Source organism: Candidatus Nomurabacteria bacterium (assembly GCA_020631905.1).
GTDB lineage: Bacteria > Patescibacteriota > Saccharimonadia > Saccharimonadales > VXPC01 > JACKGQ01.
Genome location: JACKGQ010000001.1, coordinates 577,848 through 600,890 on the forward strand (window position 1 = coordinate 577,848; position 23,043 = coordinate 600,890).

At 45.4% G+C, this 23,043-nt stretch carries 21 protein-coding genes and 1 tRNA gene; 6 read left to right on the forward strand and 16 right to left on the reverse strand.

The window, feature by feature from the left end:
* Positions 1–39: 39 nt before the first annotated feature.
* The gene (locus H6798_02975) at positions 40–3,336 is read right to left on the reverse strand and encodes an ATP-dependent helicase (GenBank protein ID MCB9821476.1); all 3,297 of its coding nucleotides are present in this window, start codon (positions 3,334–3,336) and stop codon (positions 40–42) included.
* Between the two features lie 78 nt (positions 3,337–3,414).
* On the opposite strand from H6798_02975, the gene H6798_02980 reads away from it, so the two are divergent.
* The 3 genes from H6798_02980 (at position 3,415) to H6798_02990 (ending at position 5,925) form a co-directional block, all read left to right on the forward strand.
* A complete protein-coding gene (locus tag H6798_02980; GenBank protein ID MCB9821477.1) occupies positions 3,415–4,041 on the forward strand; it encodes a DNA-3-methyladenine glycosylase 2 family protein in 627 nt (208 codons plus the stop codon).
* A gap of 79 nt (positions 4,042–4,120) precedes the next feature.
* Positions 4,121–4,756 carry a GGDEF domain-containing protein gene (locus H6798_02985; protein MCB9821478.1) on the forward strand — a complete coding sequence of 212 codons (636 nt, stop codon included), beginning with the start codon at positions 4,121–4,123 and terminating at the stop codon, positions 4,754–4,756.
* Complete coding sequence (locus tag H6798_02990; GenBank protein MCB9821479.1) at positions 4,753–5,925, forward strand: S-adenosylmethionine:tRNA ribosyltransferase-isomerase; 1,173 nt, start codon at positions 4,753–4,755, stop codon at positions 5,923–5,925. Before H6798_02985 ends, H6798_02990 begins: the two co-directional genes overlap by 4 nt.
* Here the strand turns inward: H6798_02990 and H6798_02995 are convergent.
* Genes H6798_02995 through H6798_03010 form a run of 4 tightly spaced genes read right to left on the reverse strand, consistent with a single transcriptional unit; the run spans position 5,922 to position 10,373 of the window.
* The gene (locus H6798_02995; protein ID MCB9821480.1) at positions 5,922–6,842 is read right to left on the reverse strand and encodes a magnesium transporter CorA family protein; all 921 of its coding nucleotides are present in this window, start codon (positions 6,840–6,842) and stop codon (positions 5,922–5,924) included. The two genes, H6798_02990 and H6798_02995, sit on opposite strands and share 4 nt — an antisense overlap.
* 32 nt (positions 6,843–6,874) lie before the next feature.
* The gene (locus H6798_03000; GenBank protein ID MCB9821481.1) at positions 6,875–8,539 is read right to left on the reverse strand and encodes a S8 family serine peptidase; all 1,665 of its coding nucleotides are present in this window, start codon (positions 8,537–8,539) and stop codon (positions 6,875–6,877) included.
* Positions 8,539–10,089: a DUF389 domain-containing protein gene (locus H6798_03005; protein ID MCB9821482.1), complete on the reverse strand. Its 1,551-nt coding sequence runs from the start codon at positions 10,087–10,089 to the stop codon at positions 8,539–8,541. Before H6798_03005 ends, H6798_03000 begins: the two co-directional genes overlap by 1 nt.
* A 5-nt stretch (positions 10,090–10,094) precedes the next feature.
* Positions 10,095–10,373: a two pore domain potassium channel family protein gene (locus H6798_03010; GenBank protein MCB9821483.1), complete on the reverse strand. Its 279-nt coding sequence runs from the start codon at positions 10,371–10,373 to the stop codon at positions 10,095–10,097.
* Between the two features lie 135 nt (positions 10,374–10,508).
* Here H6798_03010 and H6798_03015 point away from each other — a divergent pair, with 135 nt between their 5' ends.
* The gene (locus tag H6798_03015; GenBank protein MCB9821484.1) at positions 10,509–11,489 is read left to right on the forward strand and encodes an aminoglycoside phosphotransferase family protein; all 981 of its coding nucleotides are present in this window, start codon (positions 10,509–10,511) and stop codon (positions 11,487–11,489) included.
* 21 nt (positions 11,490–11,510) lie between these two features.
* Here the strand turns inward: H6798_03015 and H6798_03020 are convergent, their stop codons facing one another.
* Complete coding sequence (locus tag H6798_03020; protein MCB9821485.1) at positions 11,511–12,644, reverse strand: hypothetical protein; 1,134 nt, start codon at positions 12,642–12,644, stop codon at positions 11,511–11,513.
* Positions 12,645–12,691: 47 nt separating this feature from the next.
* Positions 12,692–13,432: an ArsR family transcriptional regulator gene (locus H6798_03025; protein ID MCB9821486.1), complete on the reverse strand. Its 741-nt coding sequence runs from the start codon at positions 13,430–13,432 to the stop codon at positions 12,692–12,694.
* Between the two features lie 238 nt (positions 13,433–13,670).
* On the opposite strand from H6798_03025, the gene H6798_03030 reads away from it, so the two are divergent.
* Positions 13,671–14,882, forward strand: coding sequence for a DEAD/DEAH box helicase (locus tag H6798_03030; GenBank protein MCB9821487.1), 1,212 nt, complete (start codon positions 13,671–13,673; stop codon positions 14,880–14,882).
* A gap of 168 nt (positions 14,883–15,050) precedes the next feature.
* On the opposite strand, the gene H6798_03035 is transcribed toward H6798_03030, so the two are convergent.
* The 4 genes from H6798_03035 to H6798_03050 form a co-directional block, all read right to left on the reverse strand.
* Positions 15,051–15,812, reverse strand: coding sequence for a hypothetical protein (locus H6798_03035; protein ID MCB9821488.1), 762 nt, complete (start codon positions 15,810–15,812; stop codon positions 15,051–15,053).
* 279 nt (positions 15,813–16,091) lie between these two features.
* Positions 16,092–16,165: transfer RNA gene (locus H6798_03040), tRNA-Gln, on the reverse strand.
* A 66-nt stretch (positions 16,166–16,231) separates the two neighbouring features.
* Positions 16,232–17,134 carry a PH domain-containing protein gene (locus tag H6798_03045; GenBank protein ID MCB9821489.1) on the reverse strand — a complete coding sequence of 301 codons (903 nt, stop codon included), beginning with the start codon at positions 17,132–17,134 and terminating at the stop codon, positions 16,232–16,234.
* Between the two features lie 10 nt (positions 17,135–17,144).
* Positions 17,145–18,158, reverse strand: coding sequence for a GTP-binding protein (locus H6798_03050; protein ID MCB9821490.1), 1,014 nt, complete (start codon positions 18,156–18,158; stop codon positions 17,145–17,147).
* 60 nt (positions 18,159–18,218) lie between these two features.
* Here H6798_03050 and H6798_03055 point away from each other — a divergent pair, with 60 nt between their 5' ends.
* Positions 18,219–19,277 carry an AI-2E family transporter gene (locus H6798_03055; GenBank protein ID MCB9821491.1) on the forward strand — a complete coding sequence of 353 codons (1,059 nt, stop codon included), beginning with the start codon at positions 18,219–18,221 and terminating at the stop codon, positions 19,275–19,277.
* Positions 19,278–19,370: 93 nt separating this feature from the next.
* Here the strand turns inward: H6798_03055 and H6798_03060 are convergent, their stop codons facing one another.
* The 5 genes from H6798_03060 to H6798_03080 all read right to left on the reverse strand — a co-directional run bounded on the left by H6798_03060 (position 19,371) and on the right by H6798_03080 (position 23,025).
* Positions 19,371–20,738, reverse strand: coding sequence for a cysteine--tRNA ligase (locus tag H6798_03060; GenBank protein MCB9821492.1), 1,368 nt, complete (start codon positions 20,736–20,738; stop codon positions 19,371–19,373).
* A gap of 100 nt (positions 20,739–20,838) precedes the next feature.
* Positions 20,839–21,036, reverse strand: a complete 198-nt coding sequence (locus tag H6798_03065; GenBank protein MCB9821493.1) for a hypothetical protein — start codon at positions 21,034–21,036, stop codon at positions 20,839–20,841.
* Between the two features lie 60 nt (positions 21,037–21,096).
* A complete protein-coding gene (locus tag H6798_03070; protein ID MCB9821494.1) occupies positions 21,097–22,113 on the reverse strand; it encodes a DHH family phosphoesterase in 1,017 nt (338 codons plus the stop codon).
* Positions 22,106–22,726: a recombination protein RecR gene (gene recR / locus H6798_03075; GenBank protein MCB9821495.1), complete on the reverse strand. Its 621-nt coding sequence runs from the start codon at positions 22,724–22,726 to the stop codon at positions 22,106–22,108. The genes H6798_03070 and recR overlap by 8 nt, the downstream gene beginning before the upstream one ends.
* A 5-nt stretch (positions 22,727–22,731) precedes the next feature.
* On the reverse strand, positions 22,732–23,025 hold the full coding sequence (locus tag H6798_03080) for a YbaB/EbfC family nucleoid-associated protein (protein ID MCB9821496.1): 294 nt from the start codon (positions 23,023–23,025) through the stop codon (positions 22,732–22,734).
* Between the last annotated feature and the right edge of the window lie 18 nt (positions 23,026–23,043).

Sequence of the window (23,043 nt, forward strand, 5' to 3'; positions counted from 1 at the left end):
GTTTTCCATTTAGGTAGTTTATATATTCGATTATATAAACTAGGCCAGTAGGTCGTGGATGAATTTTTGGCTGCCGGTGGCTGATTGGTCGTAGCCCGAGATATCTGGCAGGTCTAAATTGACTATCTTTTGCCAGACGGCCTGGATGAGCTGCTTGATTTGAGCTTCTTCTTTTGGGTCGAAGGCTAGTTCGAGAGCTTGTAAGATATTGCCATCGGCATTGCCTGCTGGCTCGACAAATTCGAGCCGAGCCGACTCGACCCTATAGCCACGCCAACTTGCACTACCTTCGATAAGCAACTTGTACATGTACAGCTGCTGCTTGTAGGTTATAGATTTGATATCAGTCCCCCACTTTTTGAGCGGTTTGCCGGTTTTAAAATCGGCAATTCTAACCGTTTTGTTGGCTTCGTCGACTTCTAGTCGGTCGATCTTGCCGCTTAAATGGGCTTCGCCCAGGTGCACGCCTTCGGCATAAAAGTTAACCTCGGCTTTGGCCGACTTTTTGAACATGTCATGCCTGGCGCTTAGATACTTTTTGAGTGCGGCTTGGCCTTTGCCAAGAGCCCGCTGCTTGTCGGCTTGGCTTAGGTAGCGGCGATTGAGCTCGCGCTGGTAGTGATCGGCGACTTGTTGCTGACTTGGAGATTGCTTGGCCGCGACTTGGTTGGCATACCACTCGAGGGTGTTATGGATAGCTGTACCAAACTCGCCACTGGCGCTTGGCGCCTGCGGAAAGCGCAGTAAAGTTTGCACCAAAAAGGCCTCTGGGCCGGAATACTCGAGATTGATAAACGAGTTGAGATGGGTTGGGCTCATTTGGTATTTTTTGAGCCGATCTGCCAGCAAGCTTTTAAAATCGGCTGGCAAGTGTACTTGGCCGGCTTGCCAGAGAGTTTCGATGTCGACAGCGAGCTGGTCGGCCGATACTTCTGTAGTTTGGATCTGCTGCGCACTGGCCGGCAAATAACTAGATACACCATCGGCTTCGGCCAAATACTTGAGTGGGCTGGTGGCTTTGCCGTTATCTTTGGTAGCGTGCGAAGTAATGTAAAGGCCTTGTTTGGCGCGAGTGATAGCCACAAAGAACAACCGGCGGCGCTCGTCGTCGGACGAGCCGCTGTAGCGAATTTGTTTAAGGTTGGGCGGTAAGGCTAGTTTATTGTTGCTTTGGCTGGCACTGCCCCAGACATCGTCGTGAGCCTGCAATATAAAGACATGTTCGAACTCTAAGCCTTTGGCGCTGTAAACAGTCATTAACTGCACCGAGTTGGCGGCTTGGGCGATCGGGTGGGTGTTGGTTAGGCTGGCCTCGGCGGCTTCGTACATATCAAAAAAGTCTAGAAAATCTTGCAGATTGAGTAGCTTGTCGGTGCTGACCTGGTGCTCACGCAGTTTGGCCCGAATAACGCTAAGGTGCGCGATGGATTCGTAATATTTAAGGGCGTCGAGACTGCGCTCCTGGCTGGAAAAATAATAAGCTTTGAGTGGTGCAAAGTGTTCTTGACCATCGATAACCACTGGGCTTGTGCCGGCTAGCTGGTCTAGAGTTAGCTCGAGTGGTGCGCTAACAGCGTAGGTGCTAAGCACCTGATAGAACATGATTGCCGACTCTAGCACAGGATTTTCGGCGGCGATTTCGGGCCAAGATCTAACCTCTTTGCGCTTGGCATACTGCCAATTGACTTGCCAAATGTCGCGGGCTGGAATCTGCCAATAAGGCAAGCTAAGCACTAGCGGCATATAGTGATTTACTAGGGTTGCATCTTGATTGATAAGCGCCTGAACCAGCTGGGCTGCCAAACGCAGACCACTGACAATCTCGGTTTGCAAGATGTTTTCGCGTTTGTCGTAGGTAATCGGCACCTCGCGCTGTTTTAAGAATGGCACCATGCCTTCGAGAATCTTGTGCTTTGGGGCAAGTACGGCGATTTGGTCGGGCCGAGTACCTTGCTTGATTAACGAATCGATCTGGTTTGCAACCCATGCGTATTCGCTGGCCGAGGCGGCAAACTCGTGGCGGCCAACTTGGGCAGTTTTTGGCAAGCCCTCTGCCCTAGCCTCGAGAACCTTGGAGATGTCTGCAAACTGACGATGCAAACGATCTTCGATCTGTTCGGATATGTTATGAGCCACATGCAAAATATCGGCATGTGAGCGATAATTTTCGGTGAGGTTGATTACCTTTACGTCTACAAAAGTTTCGAAAAAATCTTTCATGTTGCCAACATGGGCACCCTGGAATGCAAAAATAGCTTGGTCGTCGTCGCCGACAGCCATGATGTTTGGCCGGCCTTCGTGCACTGGGTGATCGGCGATGCGCTTGACTAGGTCGAATTGCGACGGGTTGGTGTCTTGGAACTCGTCGAGCAAGATAAATTGGTAGCGTTCCTGCAAGTTGTAGCGGAGCTCGGGGTTAGATTTGAGCCCTTCGATGGCGCGCAGGATCATATCGTCGAAGTCGTAGCTAGCCGATTGTTTGAGTGCCTCTTGGTAGTCTTGGTAGATATTGGCTAGCTCGAGCATTTTTTGACTACGCAAGCGTTCGGTTAGACAGAAGTCATCTTGGTCGTCTTTGTGGAGCCAGTCGTTTTTCCAACTTGTAAGTGGCTTGCTAGAATTTGCGGCTTCGGCCTGTTGATAGGCTTGGTCGAGTTCGCTGGCGGCTAGCTCGACCAAACTGCCGCTAAGCTCCGACAAACCATCGCGGAGTTCGGCATATTGCCCGAATAGCTCGGCCTTTTTGCGTGACATGCCGCCTTTGGCATTGACTGCACTATCGATGATGTCTTGGGCTGCCTCGATCTGGGTGAGATTACTATTGGCTAGTGCACGCAGATCGTCTGGTGTGATCATATATTGTTTGAGGTCGCTGATGGTATCGACAAGGCTTTTGACATAGTAGCGGGCACCAAGCAGCAAGCTATCGAAAGGCAGCTTGGCCACGATTTTTTCGACGATTTGAATCTGGCTGAGCTCGTCGATTGGCCGCTCCATGCGAATGTCGTCGCTACGCTCAACAGCAATTGACTGAAAATGTTCGGCGTAGTTTTTGATAATGTCGCTACCAAAACTGTGATAAGTACTAATGGTGACGTTGTAAGCGGCGTCGCCTATTAGGCTGCGCAACCGCTGGCGCATATTGCTTGCACCGGATTCGGTAAAAGTAAGGCACAAGATGTTGCGGGCGTCGGTATCTGTTTGCTGCAAGATGTTGGCCACCCGAGCGCTGAGTAGCTGGGTTTTGCCAGTCCCTGGTCCGGCCAAAACCAATAGCGGGCCGTAAATATAATCGACCGCTTCGGCTTGAGCTTGGTTTAACTTAACCTCTGACACGACATAATTATACATGTAATAGCTTTCGATTCTGATTAGTGGTTGCAGATATTCGATAAAACACGCTAAGCTACCATAATGATAGACGCTGCCCTAGCCCATTTTGCCAAAGTCGATCCGCGCATGCACGAACTGGTGTTGATACACCGAGACACTACGCGAGAGCCAGAAGTGATTGCGCCAGATCTGTATTTTGAACGATTGTGCCGAACAATTGTTGGGCAGCAGTTGTCGGTTAAGGCAGCCGCAACCATTTGGCAGCGGACTTTGGCTAGCCTTGGTACAGATACGTCTAAACCTTTAGCTACAGAAGACTTTTCTCGAGTAGATGACGACAGTTTACGCGCAGCTGGGCTTAGCTATCAGAAAATTGGCTATATTCGTGCTTTGATTGAAAGCTTAGATAATCGAGCTGTAGACCTAACTAGTCTTGGCAAAATGGACGACAATCTAGTGATCGCCGAGCTAACCAAGCTCAAGGGTATTGGCACTTGGAGTGCCGAGATGTTTCTGATTTTTGCCATGGGTCGGCCAGATGTATTTAGCGCTGGCGATTTGGGATTGATGACAGCTGCTGCTCAGCTCTACCAGCTAGACCGCAAGGCAGATGCAGACAAGATAGTTGCCAATTTAGAGCGGCTCAGCCCCTACCGGACAGTTGCCAGCCTAACGCTTTGGCACAGCCTAGACAATCAACCTAAATAATTGAGCGCGATAATCTGAATAGTGTTCGTCTAACAGATATTTATATCGACTACAACGTGTTATTATTGTTTAGTATATTATGAGTCGAAAAATCAACGAAAAGCTTGCCGATAAGTTACGACAGAGAATTGTCGAGCTAGAAATAGAACTCAAAAAGTCTTATCTCGAGAACTCAAGACTTCGAGAGAACAATGCCGAATTATCGATAAAAGCGTACAGTGACCCATTAACTGGTGCCTGGAATCGTGAAGGCTGGGCTAGGCACCTAAGTTTGATGTTCGAGATGTCCAGAGAGCTTGGGGTTGGTGGCCAAATATTCGCTGTAATGATCGATCTAGACCATTTTAAAAAAATTAATGATACATATGGCCATCACACAGGTGATCATGTGTTAATAAAGGTAGTAGAAATCATAAAAGCGAACATGCGAGATTATGATGTAGTTGGACGGTTCGGCGGTGAAGAGTTTATAGTGGCTATGCTTGGTGCGAGTGCAGACGATGTAGCAAACAAAGCCGAAGCAGTGCGTCAAATTATCGAATCAACTAAAATTCAGCATAATAATAAAACTATAAAAGTAACCGTAAGTATTGGCGTAGGGACAGCGATCGAGGACAGTTTTGCAGACCCTGCGATTATTGCCGCTGATATAGCCCTTTATCAAGCTAAGCAATCGGGGCGCAATCAGGTTAGTGTGTATCCGGACGCTGCATGACTCATCGATATGGCATCGAGTTCGAAGTGCCTCCAGCACTGATTGCTCAGCAACCTGTTAGCCCACGCGATTCTGCCAAGTTGTTGGTTTATAGGCGTGCCGATAAAACGATAACCGACGATTACTTCTATAATTTAGATAAATATTTAGTTCCCGAAACAACTTTGGTGGTTAATAACTCTAAAGTGGAACAGTGTCGCTGGCTATTCCCCAAACAGTCTGCGCTAGTCAGCTTGCCTACGAGCAGAGCTAGTAGCACTGCTGACTTCTCGGGTATTTCCGCCTCAGGACCTTGCGAGTCACGCGGCGCCGTACCAAATGTACGGCTTACTAATAATTCGCGGTCCTTTGACGGAACTGCATCGAGCCCAAACAGTTCGGAAATAAATGATGTCGAAATATTCGTGCTCGAAAAACTCGACAACCGCCGAATTGTGGCGATGGTCAAGCCTGGGCGTAAGTTTAAACTTGGTAAAAAACTTGTTTTGGCCGACGGTATCGAGGCTACCGTTACAGCCATAAATGACGATGGCCACCGAACGCTGGAGTTTAATCTAGATCACGACAGCCCCATGCTAAAACAATACGAACATGTGCCTCTACCACCCTATATTGCCCAGAATGATTCACTTGAAGCCGAGTATCAAACGGTCTACGCTAAGCAGCTAGGTAGTAAGGCCGCACCGACTGCCGGTCTACATTTTACAGATAAACTTCTTGCCAAAATTCGCAACAGCCACGCCTATGCAGAAGTAGACCTGAAGGTGGGTTTGGGCACCTTTGCCCCATTGACAGAAGTTCAGTATAAAGCTGGGGCTTTACACGCGGAATCTTTTGAAGTTTCTGCCGAAAACAGCCACATAATTACCGGCGCAAAGCATATTACTGCGGTTGGTACGACAAGCTTGCGCACCCTAGAGTCCTTGCCCAATCGCCAGCCGGTCTCGGGCCAAGGCTTTAGCGGTAAGACAAATATATTCATTAAACCAGGTTACGAATTTATGAATGTTGATTCGCTTATTACCAACTTTCATTTGCCGGGTACCTCCCTGCTATTACTTGTCGAAGCATTTGTTGGCTCGGCAAACGAGCTCCTGCGGATATACCAACATGCCCTAAAGAAACAATATCGATTCTATTCTTTTGGTGACGCGATGCTGATTATTTAGAGCCAGCGTTGCTTTTTGAAGAACATCACGATGAGCACAATCATTAGGAGTGTACTGATCGAGATTAGCCAGAACGCGTTGGCATGTCCAGATAATGGTAAGTGCACATTCATGCCATAAATACCACTGATGATTGTCGGCACCATAAGAAAAATTGTGATACTTGTGAGGCGTTTGAAGATTTTGTTTAAGTTGTTTGTGGCAATCGTGGTATATGCTTCGCGAATATTTTGCATAGTTTTTAGGCGACTTTTTGAAAGCTCTATTAACTCGTTGGTTGATAACTCGAGATCTTCGAGTAAATCGTGGTCTTCTTCGCTGAGGTTGAATAAGCGACCTGTCGCCATGGCTTTTAAGACGAGTCCGTAGGGCATTAAAGCTGCCAAGAATTCGTTCAGGTCTTCTTCTGTATCGATAAAACCCAAGACGTCGTCATTACTGATAATTTTTTTCTCTAGCCGGTTTCTGGTTGCAAATATCTGGCGAGTTACACCATTGATATAGTTGCGATAGCCGCGGTTAATGCGTGTCAGTAATTGTAGGACAAATAAAGATTTATTAGCCGTATATGTGTCGTCGCTTTTGAGCATCTCCTCGACTGCATTAACTGCTTTTCGCGCAACTGTAACTAGGTTATCTTTACTGACAATTATCAGTAATGGCTCGGTACTAGTGAGGTTGCCGCTTGGTTCGCAGTACCTAACGTACAGGTAGGTGGCACCATCGTAATGTTCAATACGTGGTGATTCATACAAGTCGATACCATCTATCAGCGCATCTTCGTCTAGCTTAAGCTGTTTGGCATAACTTTCGACTTCGTCGATTGATTGGCTAACGATTCTAACCCAACTTCCCTTTTTTACCTTAGGTAGTTTTGTGGCTGGCGAACCTGGTCGTTTGTCGTAAGCAATTAGCATGGCTAAATTATACAGAGCTAGGGTTTGACTGACTAATTTATATAAATCGTTTCGGAACTACCAGAACTAGATAGACTACTTGGAGTTAGCCGCCATACACCTACACCTAGAAACGAAGTATCCCAGCTGTATTGGTATTCGCCGGTTTCGTCGACTTTTATTGCGGAAAATGTCTTTTTGGCATTTGTATTGAGGTTGCGGGCAGTCACACTAACCTGATCGCCTGGATTTGCAGTGATTATAAAATGGGTGGTCTGGCTGCTGGCTAGAGGGCTGGCTGGATTCTCGCCTGCGACGCTGCTAATCTGTAGAGCTCGGCTACTACGCCCCAAAGTGTCGGCGAGATCGGTATTTAGCAACTCTAATGCAGCTAAGATATCGATTTGTCCGTAGCCATAGTCGGGGCTAAAGTTGCCGGCTCGGCTAGCTGTCGAAGTCAACAAATAGCGGATGTCTTCTAGGTTTAAATTCGGTTGATAGCCTTTCAGTAAGCTTATCGCTCCTGCAGCCACTGGACTAGAAAAAGAAGTGCCACTTATCGCCCCCGAGTACAGACTGGTTTGGTTGGCTAAACTCCAGCTGGTGCTAGTAGTTATGCCCGATCCTGGCGCAACTAAATCTAGCTCTGGCCCGTAACTACTAAAAGATGCTCTAACTCCCGCAGAGTTAACTGCCCCGACGGCGATTAGATTGTCGTACTTTGCCGGGTATGTTAGATAACCCGGTGCTTCTAGTTGATTGCAAAAATCATAGGCTAGCGAAGCACAGTTACCAGAAGCGGCGACAACGACAACGTTTTGGCTGGCTGCGAAGTCGATGGCAGCTTCGAGGGCCGGGTCATCGGCGCTGCCACCAAGACTAAGATTAATTACGTCGGCACCGTTATCGACAGCATACTCGATCGCAGCAACAATGTCAGAGGTGTAGCCTGTGCCGTTATCGGACAATGCTTGGAGTGGCATAATTTTTGCTTGCCAATCAACCCCTGGCAAACCCAGTCCATTATCGGCAGTCGCGGCAATTAAGCCTGCCACGTTTGTGGCGTGGGTCACGCCGCTGCCGGTGGGGTTGAGGTCGCCCGCTTGAGGGTCGTTATCGATGTCATAAAAATCCCAGCCACGCCAATCATCGACATAGCCATTGTCGTCGTCATCGCAGTTATTTGTCTGTTTGTTCACCGGACTGCCAGTCCAGCATGTATCGCCTGCCTTTGTGGTGCCTTGCTCTGCCTGATTGATATACCAACTAGCATTTAAATCTTGATGGGCTAAGGCAAAACCGCTATCAACAACTGCAACCACAATCTGGCTATTGCCAGTAGTTATATCCCAGGCACTCGGGGCGTTGATATTGGTTAGATGCCAGAGTGGATAGTAGGTGTCGTTGGGTGTTAAGAACGCGATATATTGATGTTGCTCGAACTCCACTTGAGCCAAAATATCACTGCTATGGGTTGGCTTAAAAGGTTGCGCGTTCGAAGTTTTGGCAAGGCTTTGTACACTTGCAACTGGTGTGTCTGTAGCTGGATCGATAATTGTAGTAAAACCAAGTTTTTTTACCAATTCGGCCTGGCTTAGCTTAGGGGTTGTCGAGCTAGCTTTTTGACTAGAGTGTTGCTGCGCGTAAAGTAACCAAGACAGTAGCCCAATTACTGTCAGCGAAATAATTTGCAAGAAATGCGGAACACGCCGCCACATTAAAACAGCTCCTCGCTGTAGTAGACCAGACGTAATTGGAGTGTGACAGGTGTTTTTAAGCGGCGAGTTGCAAGTGATTTAATATCTTGAGCCAAGTCTGTGGTAACCGATTGACTGTCGGGCAATTTAATCTCGAGTAATAAATACGTATTACCACTGCGTTTTGTAACCTCAACACTGTTAACTACTGCGCCCGACACGTTGGCTTTAATCAAAGTTTGGAGTTCACTTTTCAATACGTCGACGGTTGATTGCTGATCTGTCTTGATTTGGATTAATGGCAGGTAGCTAATGTCGAGCTTAATAGATTTTTGTAGTTCTGCGCTCAGTACATCGTTCAACTGGTTGATGGCGCTTTCGTCTGGCAAACTATCGGCCGGGCCACTTAATTGAGCGCTAATTGTCCATGTCTCGGCATGTTGACTAACATCAAGTTCGATAATATTAAGGTCCGAAGAAAGCTCGTTGAGATGTTTGCTAAAGCTGTCGCGGATTGATCTGATTGTGTCTTGAGCTTTGATGTCCTCGAGGTTAGAAAGCAGTGAGATTGGCTGGATATGTAATCTTAAATCCACCAAACGGTTGATAGAGTTACTCAATTCTGAAGTGAGTTTATCTTTATCGTCGTAGGTTAAATTGACCGAAGGTGGCAAAAATACATCGGCATCGACCACTAAGACGTCCTGGCCCGAGCGAGACTCTAAACTTGTACTAATATTCTTGACCGAACCGTTTGGACTTATGGCGTTGATGTAGTCTTTTAGTTCGGTCTGCACGACTACATATGATGAGCTTTCGAGTGAGTAGGTTTTTAGGAGTTGATACAGCGGAATTGCCGTAATCGACAGAGACAGCAACATGATAATAAAAGCCTTTGGTGCCATTTGGAGTTTGCGTCGCCAAGAATAGTGCACAAGTATCATGGTGATCCCGGCTACTAAAGTTATCGACAAGGCGTTGGTTAATAATAACAATGAGCTACCTTTGACGATAGCAGTTTCGCCAAGAGCTAAGCTAATGCCGATAACGCACATCGGCGGAGTTAGCGAAAGTGCCACAGCCACACCGGCAACTGTGTCGCTAATATTCTTGCGGACAATTGCCATCGCCCCAATCGCACCAGCCATTATGGCCACAGCCGCATCGAGCAGCGTTGGCGTAGAACGAGTTATAATCTCCGAATTGATAACTTTTAACGGCGAAAAAATCGTTAGAATATATGCCAACAAAACACCATAAGCAACAGAAGCGATAATTATGTATAGATTATTTCTGATTCGTTTATGGTTACCGAGCGAAGCACCATCGGCGAGCCCAAACATTGGCCATGTCAGTGGCGAAATAATCATACTTCCAATAACAATTGCCGATGCGTTCATTAGTAAGCCTAGCGTAGCGATAACCGTCGATGCGGTTAATAGTAGATAATAAGATACGCTAAAACGTGAGTAAGAACGCATCTTCTCTTCTAGTAGTTCATCACTAATTAAGCTATCTTTGGCAAATAGCCAGTTTATTTGTCTTTCGAGCAGATTAAACTTCTTGGCCACTTTGCTTACTTTCCAGTTCGCCGCTTGATGTATGAATCACTCAACATTCCTAAGGCCGATATCGCGATAGCTACTCCGAATAAGATGAAGATTGCCGTAAACAGTCTTGTCGTATCGTTTGTTGGGTGGATATCACCGTAACCAACCGTTGTAAGCGTCACAACACTAAAGTAAAAGCACTCAATCCACGTCCACGATTCTAGCCAGTGATAGCTCAAGGTACCTATCAAAAGTAGGCCAACTAATGAGCCAATCGTAACTCTAGCGCGGACACTCCCAAACATAAGCATATTCTACCTTAAAGCAGCTATTCTTAAAAGTTTCGCACTCCAGTAAATTCTTGTCATTTTACTGAGACCGAAATGTGTATGGCTTTCTTTAATATCACCTATTCTGGCCTGACTAAAAGAAGGATTAATATGCAAAATATACCAGAAGTAGTATCACAAGGTTTTTACGAAGACGGAATTTCTAAGGTCGAAGCGCTTTCGGGCGGAATAGTTAATTTATCGCTACTGGTGACAGATAAGCTCGGACAAAGAAGCGTTCTACAGCGGCTTAGCCCAATATTTGATGAGCGGGTTGTCGGCGACACAGCAGTGGTTACGAATTATCTGAAACAGCGTGGTTGGGAGGTGCCGGTACCTTTACTGGCTTATGGCTCACAGTGCGTTGTGCAAGACGAAAGCGATAACTTATGGCGAAGTTCTAGTTACATTAGTTGTGATCGTTCAACTCCCAAGGGTGAGCCAGAGGTGGCGATTGCTTTGGCTAGTCTTTTAGGCAAATTTCACGCCGATCTGGCTGAGTTAGACTCTACGCCCTCTTTCCATATTCCGAATTTTCATGATATCGACTACCACATCGGGCGATTATCGCTTACAGTCGAGAATCCAGAGATTGACTGGCACACACGCGAACTGGCCGAATGGGCAATTAGGGCTAGTAACGAGCTGGGTCGAGTCGAAGGCGAAGCTCAAGTGATTCATGGCGATCCCAAAACTCAAAACGCATTATATCGAGCTGGCCAGCCATTCACATTTATCGACTTTGATACATTGATGATTGGGTCGCCAATGGTTGATCTGGGAGATTTGCTGCGCTCATTGATTGGAAGTCGTCGAAGCGACTCTAAACCTATGAGCAACGCAGAAATAATCGAGGTCATTACGGCATACTTTATATCGGCTGGCCGCCCAATCGACATCGAAAAGGCCTTGAAAGCAGCCAGGATTATTAGCTTAGAGCTGTGTGCACGTTTTATTAACGATATTGTCGATGATATATATTTTGAGTGGGACAGCACCAGATTTAAGTCGCGCGCTGAGCACAACGCCCACCGAGCTAGGAAGCAGCTAAAAACCTACAAATCCATAAGCAAACTTGCTGGCGAGGTTTGAAGATATGGACTTTTGGATAGTTCATACAGTGGTTAAGCGCCTTAAATTGGTACGACCAACTATATCGATATATGCCTGAACTAAAGCCGCCTCGGCCTCTTTAAGTTGCAACTTGTAGAGATGCTCTGCTTCGTGGTTTCTGGCTGGCAGACGGTTGATAGCTGCCCTAGCCCGTTGGCCGTGGGTGCGATTTAAACCAGGGTCGATTTGCTCAATGTGCAGTGGATTGCAACAACGAGGGTAGTTGCATAGATGATTACGCTCTAGCTCGGGAATCAGCGTGTGCCCAGTTAACTCCCAGATTAGAATATGGGCTAGCACACTCCCCCTTCGGTAGCCCTGAGTGATTTCGCCAGTATTCAGATTTATGGATCTTGACTTTTCCCTGGCGTACATAACGCCATAGCCATTTTTAGTATTCGCTAAACCTTGGGTGTTGGTCTCGTAAACCGCTGCTTGCCAGCAACCCGTTATCGGGTGAACTTTTATTTGCGACATAGGAGTTGAGCTTAACAGCGAATCTTCGTAATCGACAAACGGGTAATTAAGATATTGAAAATCTATAAAGTAGCGTAAAGAATCAATTACTGGCGGTAATGTATCTCCCCAGATTGTTTCGATGCTACCATCTGGCTGAAGTAGATACCAATCGGGATTGAGCTCAACAGGCTTTTGGGTGTACATCTTCTTACCGAAGTCAAAATTATAGTGCCGGGCATTATAGCAACGATCGTTACCACAAATCCGTACAGAATCGACTTCACCAACAGGAGTCATGCATGGCAGACCAGTTTCAAGCTCGGCAGTCAAAAGTGCATATTCGACTGGCTGTTGCTGGCCTCTTAAACCGTTTTCGATACATCCATCATTGTTTAAACTTGAGCGACCCAATACCAAAAACAGTTTGTTTAATCTGGCTTCGATATCTGGTGTATGGTTTTTGCCAAGCATAAAAGCTAAGCGTTGTATGTCTTTTTCAAGCTCTGTTTCGGCTACAAATGCGGGTAATAACCAGAGTGGACTAGCTTCGCTGACAACAAAAGAGCCTAGTACTGGTGCGACTTTCTCGACTATTAAACGTGAACCACTCGATTCGACTGATTTAGCATGATACAAACCCTTTCGCGTATGAGCTGGCAATAGACCCGGTAACATCCCTAGAGAATATCAGAAAGGTCTGCGCATAACACAAGCTTGTTAGACTATAGAACTTGCCAAAGGTTTTCGAATAATAATCGTTGCATATTGGCGACTCCCTCGTCTTCGGTAATAGTACCGTAACTGTGTTTAGTTGCGGTTAGGCCAATTATTGCTACCTTTGAGCCATAAATAATCGTGTAACTGCTTGGGCTCGAAGCTTTTGCTGGTAACCACTTTCGGTTGGCGATAACTGGGGTATCGCCACCTTCGCCAACCGCAATTACGTCTACATGGATACCCTTTTCGATTCGCTGCTTGGTAAAACTAGGAAACTTTTTATATAGATATTCGCGCATCGGCTTAGAAGATATTACTTGGTAGTTTTTATTGGATAACTTTTCGACGGTTGTAAGCACATCGCGCAGGATTACTGCTAATCCATCGGCACCTTCGTAAAAACGGACATTACTGGCGACAATTTTACTTGTGCGTTGCTTTAGTTTTGGCAGTAGAGCTATGGTATCTTTGGCTAGCCCGTTTAGTTCGTTACGTTTATGTTGGATGATCTCGATAATTTTTTCTGGCTCTTCGGCAAAGTAACGCTTTTGTTTGCCTTTCTGGGTAAAACTTATCAGACCTTCTTTCTCGAGAAGCTTGATTGATTCGTAGACCGAACCTCGGTTAATCTTGGTGAGTTCGGCGATTTGTCGAATCGAGCTTGGTCCTGCCGCAAGTAATCCTTCGTAGACACTTGTGTCTCGCCGGCTTAAGTTTATATCGCTTAAATCTAAAATATTTTTCATGGTAGTGAATATACTGACAATTATACCACAACACTAAAAAATATTGTCAAAATATATCAGCCACCTAGAAAGTAAAGCGAACATATAAGAGTATCCGACATAAGCAGTATTGTATTGCAAAAGCATGCATGTTATAATATAGTGTTGTTTCTGATGAATCCGATAAGTAATAGAGTAATTCGATTTTCATTGTAGACAATCGATGCACAAACTTACTAAAAGAAGGATTCATTTTTTTATGTCTAAAAAAATTGTTTATAGTTCAAGGCGCAATAGCGCGCGTGGCCGAAATAATCGGTCTAACGGCTATCGCCAGCCTCAACAACGAAGCCGACAACCTAAGAAGGCTTACATTCACCCATCCAAATTTATTGCCAAAGCCAAACCTCAGGCACATTTAGAGTACAACCCAAAGCATAACTTTGCCGACTTACCTATCAAGGAGCTTGTTAAGCAGAATCTTGAGGCTATGGGCTTTATCAAACCTAGCATTATTCAAGATCAGACTATTCCGGCCGCCTTGCAAGGTAAAGACGTAATCGGCATTGCCGACACCGGTACTGGTAAAACAGCTGCCTTTGCTGTGCCAATGCTCGAACGTTTACTTTCTAATAAAATGAGTAAAGCGATCATTTTGGCTCCTACTAGAGAGCTAGCCCAGCAGATTGAACACGAGTGCTACAAGATATCAAAGGGTAGTAATCTTAAATCTGCAGTTTTGATAGGTGGAGCATCGATGGGACTGCAACTTCGCCAGCTCAAACAAAACCCAAGAATTATTATTGGTACACCAGGCAGAACCAAGGATCACCTCGAACGCGGTACTCTAGATTTGTCTGACTTCGATATTACTGTTCTCGACGAGGTCGACCGTATGTTAGATATGGGTTTTGTGCACGATATCAGCCAGATCCTGAAGTTAACCAGCCCAAATCGGCAGAGTTTTTACTTCTCGGCAACTCTAGACGAGCGGGTGCGTTCGATTATTGAGAGTTTCTCGAAAGATCCAGTTTATGTATCTGTAAAATCAGGCGATACTAGCAGTAATGTCGAGCAAGACATTGTCAGCTATAGCTCTGACATGGAAAAGCTGGAGAAGTTGCACAACCTACTCTTACTAGAATCTGTAACTAAAACCGTCGTATTCGACGATACTAAACGGAGTGTCGATAGACTGTCTAGAGCACTAGAAGAACGCGGGATTGCTTCGAGTGCGATTCATGGTGGCAAGACCCAGTCTCAGCGCCAGCGGATCTTAAGAAGCTTTAAAAACAACGAAATCACCGTTCTGGTTGCGACCGATGTAGCTGCCCGTGGCTTAGACGTAGCCGACGTCTCGCACGTGATTAACTATTCAACCCCGCAGAGCTACGAAGACTACGTTCATCGGATTGGTCGTACCGGCCGAGCCAATAAAATTGGCTACGCACTGACTTTTATCGAAGCCTAGATGACAAGATTCTGAACCCAGCGTCGGGGCTAGATTTTGTCTAGAACAGACTAAATCCCCCTGAAGCCACAAAAGTCTCGGGGGATCAGGCTAGTGACTGTATTTAATTGCTTTGAATATATAACAGCCGCATAGCTACTAGATACTTAATTACATCTGTACAAGCAGCTAATATCCCATTCCTTCAAGTTGTTCTGGGCTCATACCGTTAGCCATAAAGTGAACGTAACCAAAATGGCCAAGTAACTCCAAGCTGGAGTCGTCGGTAATTACATGACCTGCTGATCTGCAATAAGCCGAAGCCATTGCAGTGCGCTCTCCATCATCAACGGCCCATTTAGTAATAATTCGTCCACATATTCTGAGAATCGCACCTTGACTTCCTTCTGTATCCAGAATACCAAGTCTGTCGGTGTATCGACGCTTTAAATACGGATCGATGTCAACAAGAACAGCTTTTGATGTCGTGGGATCAACTGCAAATGCATCAGTTAGGAATACTTGAGAGGCTGGCATGTAATCGGGATGTGATGTAAGTAATCTACCCATGCTGCCGGCAAGTTCGACTTTTGCTGCGAAAGGCAATGTCATTATATCCGTATCTATACCCAGGCTGCCCAAGTACTTAGCCACAATGACTCGCTGCTTACCAGATCGTAGTGTTGACTCAATTAATGCACAATCAACAATCTCTAACCCAGCTGCTTCAAACATATACGCGAATGCTTCGAAAGCTTCTTCAAATTTAACACCAACCTGTTCAATTTCTTTTACAGCATCGGGCATATATATTCGGCGCACAAATTCGACACCTTCATCTCTGACTAATTCGACCAGCTTTCCACCCCTATTACTAAATACTTCGACTGTCTCGGCATCCATTGCTCGTTCAAGTGTAAAATCTGCGAATTCTTCAGTACCGACTGCCATAGTTACCTCAAATTAAATTTGATACATTATCACTATTGTTTATGGCAATAGCAAGCACAAGCAAATTACAAATAAGTTTGTAGTAAAAGAAGATGCTAACGATTTTTTACTCGGGGACAGTATGAACGCACAATGGCATTCTAGCTAAAGCTATGATGCCATCTACTAACTTTTGTACAAATTATAAATTTGACAAAAGTCGAGCTGCCTAGGGGCTCGAATCCTCTCGCTGGGCGAGAAAACAAAAAGACCTAGGATAAACCTAGATCTTCTTGTTTCTGGCTCGGGGACAGGGATTCGAACCCCGGCTACTGGGACCAAAACCCAGCGTCCTACCACTAGACGATCCCCGACCGTCTGACTAATGTCGAATAGCGCCTGCGATTATACCATCTGTTGAACCGAATAGAAATAGTGGCTTAAGCTGCAAAGCCATGGTATTCGTGAAGATAGATCGAAGCAATCGTAATTCTTAGTACTATGTACTCACCTTTGTTGAGCTGAGCCACTGGTGGGATAACGCCTTCTGGCAATAGTTTTTCATTGCCAATAAATTCGCTTAGTTTTTGTTGAGCTAATGAATAGTCTGTTTCTCGATCGGCATGCCCGCGTATGTGCATTGTCGATAAGCTACTCTTTTCTGAAATCGTTATACTTACTTTGTTGTTGTTGGCCGTATTTTTCGCAGTCGGGGTTGAGTCTCTGGTTATCACATGCAAAATACTCGGGTCACCTGAATCGCAGAAGTAGAATACGGTAGCCCCATAAGGATAGCCGTCGCTCCCGAAAGATGAAATAACCGCCAAATTATTTCTATGAATAAAATTTAACTCGGGGTCGTTTGGGACTGCTGCCTCAATACTATCGGGATTACTTGGCTTAGCGACTGTTGTAGTTTTATTGTTTGTACCGCCGCGAGCTGCCAAAACTTGCCTTTCGAGTGAATTTACAAAGATTCTGGCGCATTTCTGGTTTACGTAACTAAAGTCGAATGTCTTTGGGCCAGCGAAGACTGTAACCTTGGCGTAGAGTAGACCAAAGTCGACGTGGATGTCTCCAATTAGGTGGTAAGGCATTTCGTCGGCTACGACATGAAACGGCTTGACATCTATAAACTGTAGTTTTAGATCCGTCACAAGTAACATTGCCGAGCTGCCATTATGTGTGCCGTATATTGCGCCTAAGATATGCTCGTTGTCGCCGATTATTTTTGGTAGATGATCAACCTCACTCTTTAGTCGACCGTACCTTGTTACGCCCGCCAAACGTAGTTCTGCTGATATTCTTTTGGTTTTGACTGGGTCGATTGATTTGTCGGCCATAGGATACCTCCTATTTATATTTAAATATATCCATTAAAGTATCTGCAGAAATATTATCGGGTTCTGAATCTATAAGCTCATCAAGTTCTTTCTTGATAGCAGACTGACTTAAATTCTTACCAATTACAACTAGTTGAGTTAAAGGGGTTTCGTGGCCTGCCCATTCATCCAGCTTGAGCTCGTAACGCGTGCCAACAGCCTGGAAAATATATTTTTGTCCAACGCCTTTCATTCCAAAGTAACATATACCTTTGGCTCTAAAAATATCATCACCTAACTTACCGGCCCATGCTTCGAATTTGTCGGGATTGAGCGGTTTAACAGTTGTAAAACTGACCGAGCTGAATGACTCATGTAAATGTTCGTGATCGTGGTCGTTCGAGCCATTGGTAAGTTTCAGTTGTCTTGTATTGTTGAGCGGCAAATCGCTATTTAACAGCAATCTAGGATCAACCTGTCCTTGCTCAGCCCGGACAACTTTTGCTTGCGGAGACGCAAAGTTGATTGTAGAAATTATCTCGTCTAATGCTTTTTGTGTTACAAGGTCGACTTTGTTAATGATTACGATATCTGCCAGATTTAGGTTTGCTAGTGCGCTTGTGTGGACTTTATTGTTTTTGGCAAAGTTTGCTGCATCGACAACAGTAATAACGCTATCAAAGTGCGCATAACGGTTGCGCATCAACCGTAGCATGTTTGCTAAATCTTTTGGCTCGGCTAGGCCGGAGGCCTCGATTACGATATAGTCGAGAGTACTCCCCTTGTAGGCCAGTTGGCTGATTGCATCATCCAATTCGCCGTCATCTACGCTACAACATATGCAACCGTTAGTTAGCTCGAGCTGAGTATCTGTTTGGGCACTGACTAATAGTGAGTCTATGTTTATGTCGCCGAAATCATTAACAATCACTCCGATTTTTAAGCCATGATTTTGCTTGAGTAGGTAGTTTAGGACCGATGTTTTACCTGCACCCAAAAACCCAGTCAATAAGACGATCGGAATCGAATGGGTGCGATTTATCATAAACCTATTGTACCCCTGTTTAGATAGGAACGAAAGTCGTCTTGGTGTATGATAATGTCAATGAATAAATCGAATAATAAGATTACAATCGAATTAGATATTCGTACGGTTGCTAAAGTCACTTTGCTCGTAATTGGTTTGTTATTGTTCCTAAAACTAATTGACTCTCTTCTACCCACGCTCACTCTAATTGGTGTGGCTGTATTCTTGTCGATCGCGCTGAATCCTGCTGTCCGAAAAATTGCCCATATGCTACCGAGCAAAAGCCGTAAAATCGCTACCGGTGTAGCCTTCTTCCTAGTAGTTGGATTTCTGAGTTTATTCTTTAGTATAACGATTCCACCAGTGGCCAAGCAAATTAGCTCGTTCGCAAGTGATTTGCCGCAGACAGTAGAGAATTTTAGGTCTCAAGATAATTTCTTGAGTAGGACTGTGGCTAGATACCAATTGGAAGACGATATCAGCCAGGCCGCAAAAGATATTGCTTCGCGAGTATCATCAAGCAACGATGTAGTCGGTGCTGTTAACAAACTGACCACAACCGTTGTTCGAACCGTAGCCGTTTTAATAATGACATTTATGATGCTAGTTGAAGGTCCTGAGTGGGTGCGCAAAGGCTGGGCTCTAACCGATAAAAAGAAACTTGGTCGCAGGCAGAAGTTGGTCAAATCTATGGAAGAAGTCGTTACTGGCTATGTTAACGGGCAACTACTAATCTCGGCCATCGCCGCGTCAATCGCTTTAATATTTATGTTGATAATTGGTACACCAGATGCTTTAGCCAAGGCTGGGATCGTAGCTGTTTTTGGGCTTATTCCACTAATTGGCTCGGCAATATCTGCAGCGATTATCGTCCTGTCGACTTTGCTTGTGAACGTTAAGATCGCGTTAATACTTGCTGTTTACTTTCTGGTGTATCAACAGATCGAGAATGCAACAATCCAACCCTATATTCAAGGCAGGCGTAGTTCACTAACAGCTTTAACAGTGTTCTTGGCAGCCTTAATCGGTGCTAGCCTCGCAGGTTTGTTTGGCGCATTAGTGGCTGTACCAGTAGCAGGTTGCAGCAAAGTGCTCTTGGACGATTATCTAGAACAACGCAAAACCAGTCGCGCCTGAGTTTTGTTGGACTAAATGTGAAATGCTGCAATAACTATGGCCATTTTTGGCAGACATCGTTTAAATAGTAGCCTTATTAAATACAGCTCACTGCTAGACGTGCTTAAACCAGAGCTGACCCTGGGGGGTATCTTTGATGCCGATACCCTCTTTCAACAAGTGATCACGTAGCTCGTCACTTTTTTGCCAGTCTTTGTTGTCGCGTGCTTTTCGACGTTGTTCGAGCATGAGTTTTTGAGCACTAGATATGTCTTCCGATGATAAATCTATGCCGAGCAAGTCGCTAATGCACGTTAGGCTGTCTTTTGCAGGTGCCCTACCGGCTTTTTCGACATCGTCAAAATAGACGTCGATGATAGCCAGGGCTTTTGGTGTGTCGAGGTCGTCGTCTAGGGCTGCCACAATATCTTCTGATATGTCTTTGTCGTATCCTGGTAATTGCCAAGATCTGTCGGCGACAGCTTGCCAGTTGTTTAGCCGATTTTGAGCAGCTTCTAAGATTGTCCAAGTAAAATTGCCCTCTGTCCGATAATGCTTGCTTAAGATGAGCAACTTGAAAGCTTGCAGACTAAAACTCTTATCTAATATGTCCTGCAAGCTGTAAACATTACCAAGCGACTTAGACATCTTAGAATCATTAACTCGTAAATGGTTGTTATGTAGCCAGATTTGAGCAAACTGCTTACCCGTTAACGATTCTGTCTGGGCAATCTCGTTGGTATGGTGAACCGGAATATGATCGACCCCACCAGCATGGATATCGATTTGATCGCCTAGGCCTTCGCGGGCAATTACCGAGCACTCTAAGTGCCAACCCGGGAAGCCTTTACCCCACGGGCTGTCCCACTCCATGTCGCGTTTTTGATCTTCTGGCGAAAACTTCCAGACTGCAAAATCAGTAATGTTCTTTTTGCCTTCGACCGATACCCTAGCACCTGCTTCTAGTCCCGCAATATCTAACTTGGCTAATTTGCCGTAGTCTTTAAGTTTGGCTGTGTCAAAGTACAAGCCATCGCCAGGAATTTCATAAGTAAAGCCGGCTTTTTCTAGTTGTTTTACAAATTCGATTTGCTGGTCGATTAGGTTAGTGGCACGAATAAGTTTTGGTTGTTTGAGTCCAAGCAGTTCATAACCTTCGTGGTCGGCAATTGCAATATATTTTTCGGCAACGTCCCAGGCGGTTAGACCCTCGCTGCGAGCGCCTTTTTCCATCTTATCTTCGCCGGCGTCATCGTCGCTAGTTAAGTGTCCAACATCCGTAATGTTTTGGACTCGATTGACCTGCAAGCCATGGTGCCCGAGTAGTCTAGTAAGCACATCCCAATAGATATAGCCAACCCAGTTACCAATGTGTGGTTGGCTATAAACGGTAAGACCACAGTTATAAAAACTCACTTGACCAGCTTTTAGCGGCTTGAGCTCGTCTTTTTGACGAGTAAGTGTGTTATATAGCTTAATCATTACAGTAATAATACCCTACCTTTAGACTCATCTCAATTAAGTCTACGGGTAGGGTGGCAGACGGAGTCCAGCGCACCCGTTTGGTTGGTCTCTTCGGTTGTCAGTCTGCTCCAAAGACGTTACGGCACCAGTAGCTACCTCTCAGTTTCATGAGCAGCGTTCTGCCGTATAAGACACCTTCGTATTTGAAACCCTTGGGTTTCTCCTTCCCTACGTGTGACGATGCCTCTAATATTGCACCACGTTCTGTGCTCTGGTAGTGCTTCGGGCCCTTGCGGTGGCGCCGGTAGCGATGCATTTCAGACTCCTGTCTGCCTCCGGAGCCTGCTAAAGTGCTCCAGACTAAAAGAGTATACCGCTAGAGGTAGTTGATTAAAAGCTCATGCGTTTTGCGGAGAACATCATTTTTAACCGTGTCGAAATCGAGTTCGGCGCCTTCGAATTTTATACCGCTGGCATAAGTATGACCACCGCCACCAAAAGCCTCGGCCAAGTCTTGGCCAACCGGCGCGCTGCGATCGCAACGGATGCGCACCGTAACTCTGACTAACCTGCCCTCCTGCATGTACTGCTTAAAACCTAGGGTTACTTTAACCCCCTCGACCATACGTAACTCGTCGAGAATAATCGTTGGGTTGAACTTCATACTGTGTTCTTTAATCTCGTCGTGCGGTATAACAATGCTCGCAATTGTACCTTCATTGCTAAACTCGACACGCTGTAATAACTCGCCTTTATAGGGGACAAGCGCGCGGTTATATTTGAGGCTTTCAAGTCGTTTCTGGTGTAATTCGGCAAGGTCGACACCGTAGTCTACGAGTTCTGCCAGATCGCGCAGGACTTGAGAGTTACCTTTCATGGCGTCAGTTGTAAGACCGAGCGTATCACTTAAGATACTACTTGCAAGATAACTACTACTGGCTTGATCGATCTTCCAGCCAATCTGTTTAGCCAGGCGATAGATTACCTGTCCGGTTGAAACAGCTGTTTGATCGATGACACTAGCTGCTGCGTAACTAATAGTACTTTCGGTGGCATGGTGATCAATAATTATTAGAGGACGTTTTTCTAGATTAATCTGCTCGCGGTTTCGAAGGTTCTGTAGCAACGAATCACTTGCATTGTCTACCATGATTGCCAGATCGTAGTCACTGGCAAAAACATTCAAGACTCGATCCCAACCATCAAGGTGCCTAAGGTGATTAGGCATATCAATCGAACAGTATAGATATACATCTTTGCCCAGCTCACCTAATATCTGCTCGAGTGCTAAGCTACTAGCCAAACTGTCGCCATCTGGGTTATCGGCTTGTAGTACCACGATTTTTTGGGCAGATTTGATAAGTTGGTCGATGACTTGGAGTTGTTTATCCATTGGCAAACTCCCGCCTATTTTCTAAGGCACGACTAAGTGTAATCTGATCGGCATATTCGATATCTGTGCCAATCGGTAATCCTTGAGCTAAACGTGTTAGCTTAATATCGAAACCTTCAAGGTTTTGCTTGATTAAATATGCAGTTGATTCGCCCTCGACACTTGCATTGGTAGCAAGAATGATTTCTTTTATTTTATCTGATTTAACGCGTTCGATTAGTTGACCGATTCTTAAATTTTCCGGCCCTATCCCATCTATTGGACTCAAGAGCCCACCCAGAACATGATATGTACCATTAAAGCTTCCGGTGGCTTCGAGTGAAATTACGTCTAAAGGTTCTGCAACTACTGCCACAACTGTTTTATCACGTTCAGGATCGGTATATAGTCTCGACAGAGTCTGATCTGCTGGTACTAGTGCAAAGGTTTTCTGGCAGTAACCTACCCCAGAATGGAGTTTTTCTAAGGCGCTGGCAAGTTGGATGGTTTTAGCTGGGTCGCTTTTAAGTAAATAGTACGCATAACGCTCGGCACTTCTTGAGCCAACTCCTGGCAAGACTCGAAGTGCCTCGATTAGATCTTCTAGACTTTTCGGCAAAAGTGCAGACAAAATTACTCCTATAAACCTAGGTTGCCGAGCATGCCCATAAATGGTGCCATTTTTTCTGCGGCTACTTTTTGACTTTGAGCAATAGCTTCTTGGAACGCTTCTTCAATCCAACTCTCGAGCTGACCGATGTCTTCTAGATCGACTTCGTCTGGATCAATATGAACTTTTTTAAGTTTCTGTTCGCCAGTCATTTCTACAACTACAGCTCCACCACCACCTTCTGCTTCTATAATCGTTTTCTTTAATTCTTTCTGTACTTTCTTGACTTGCATGAGCATTTTTGCCTGGTCTAGTTTACCCATTTTTCCTCCAAATATCTT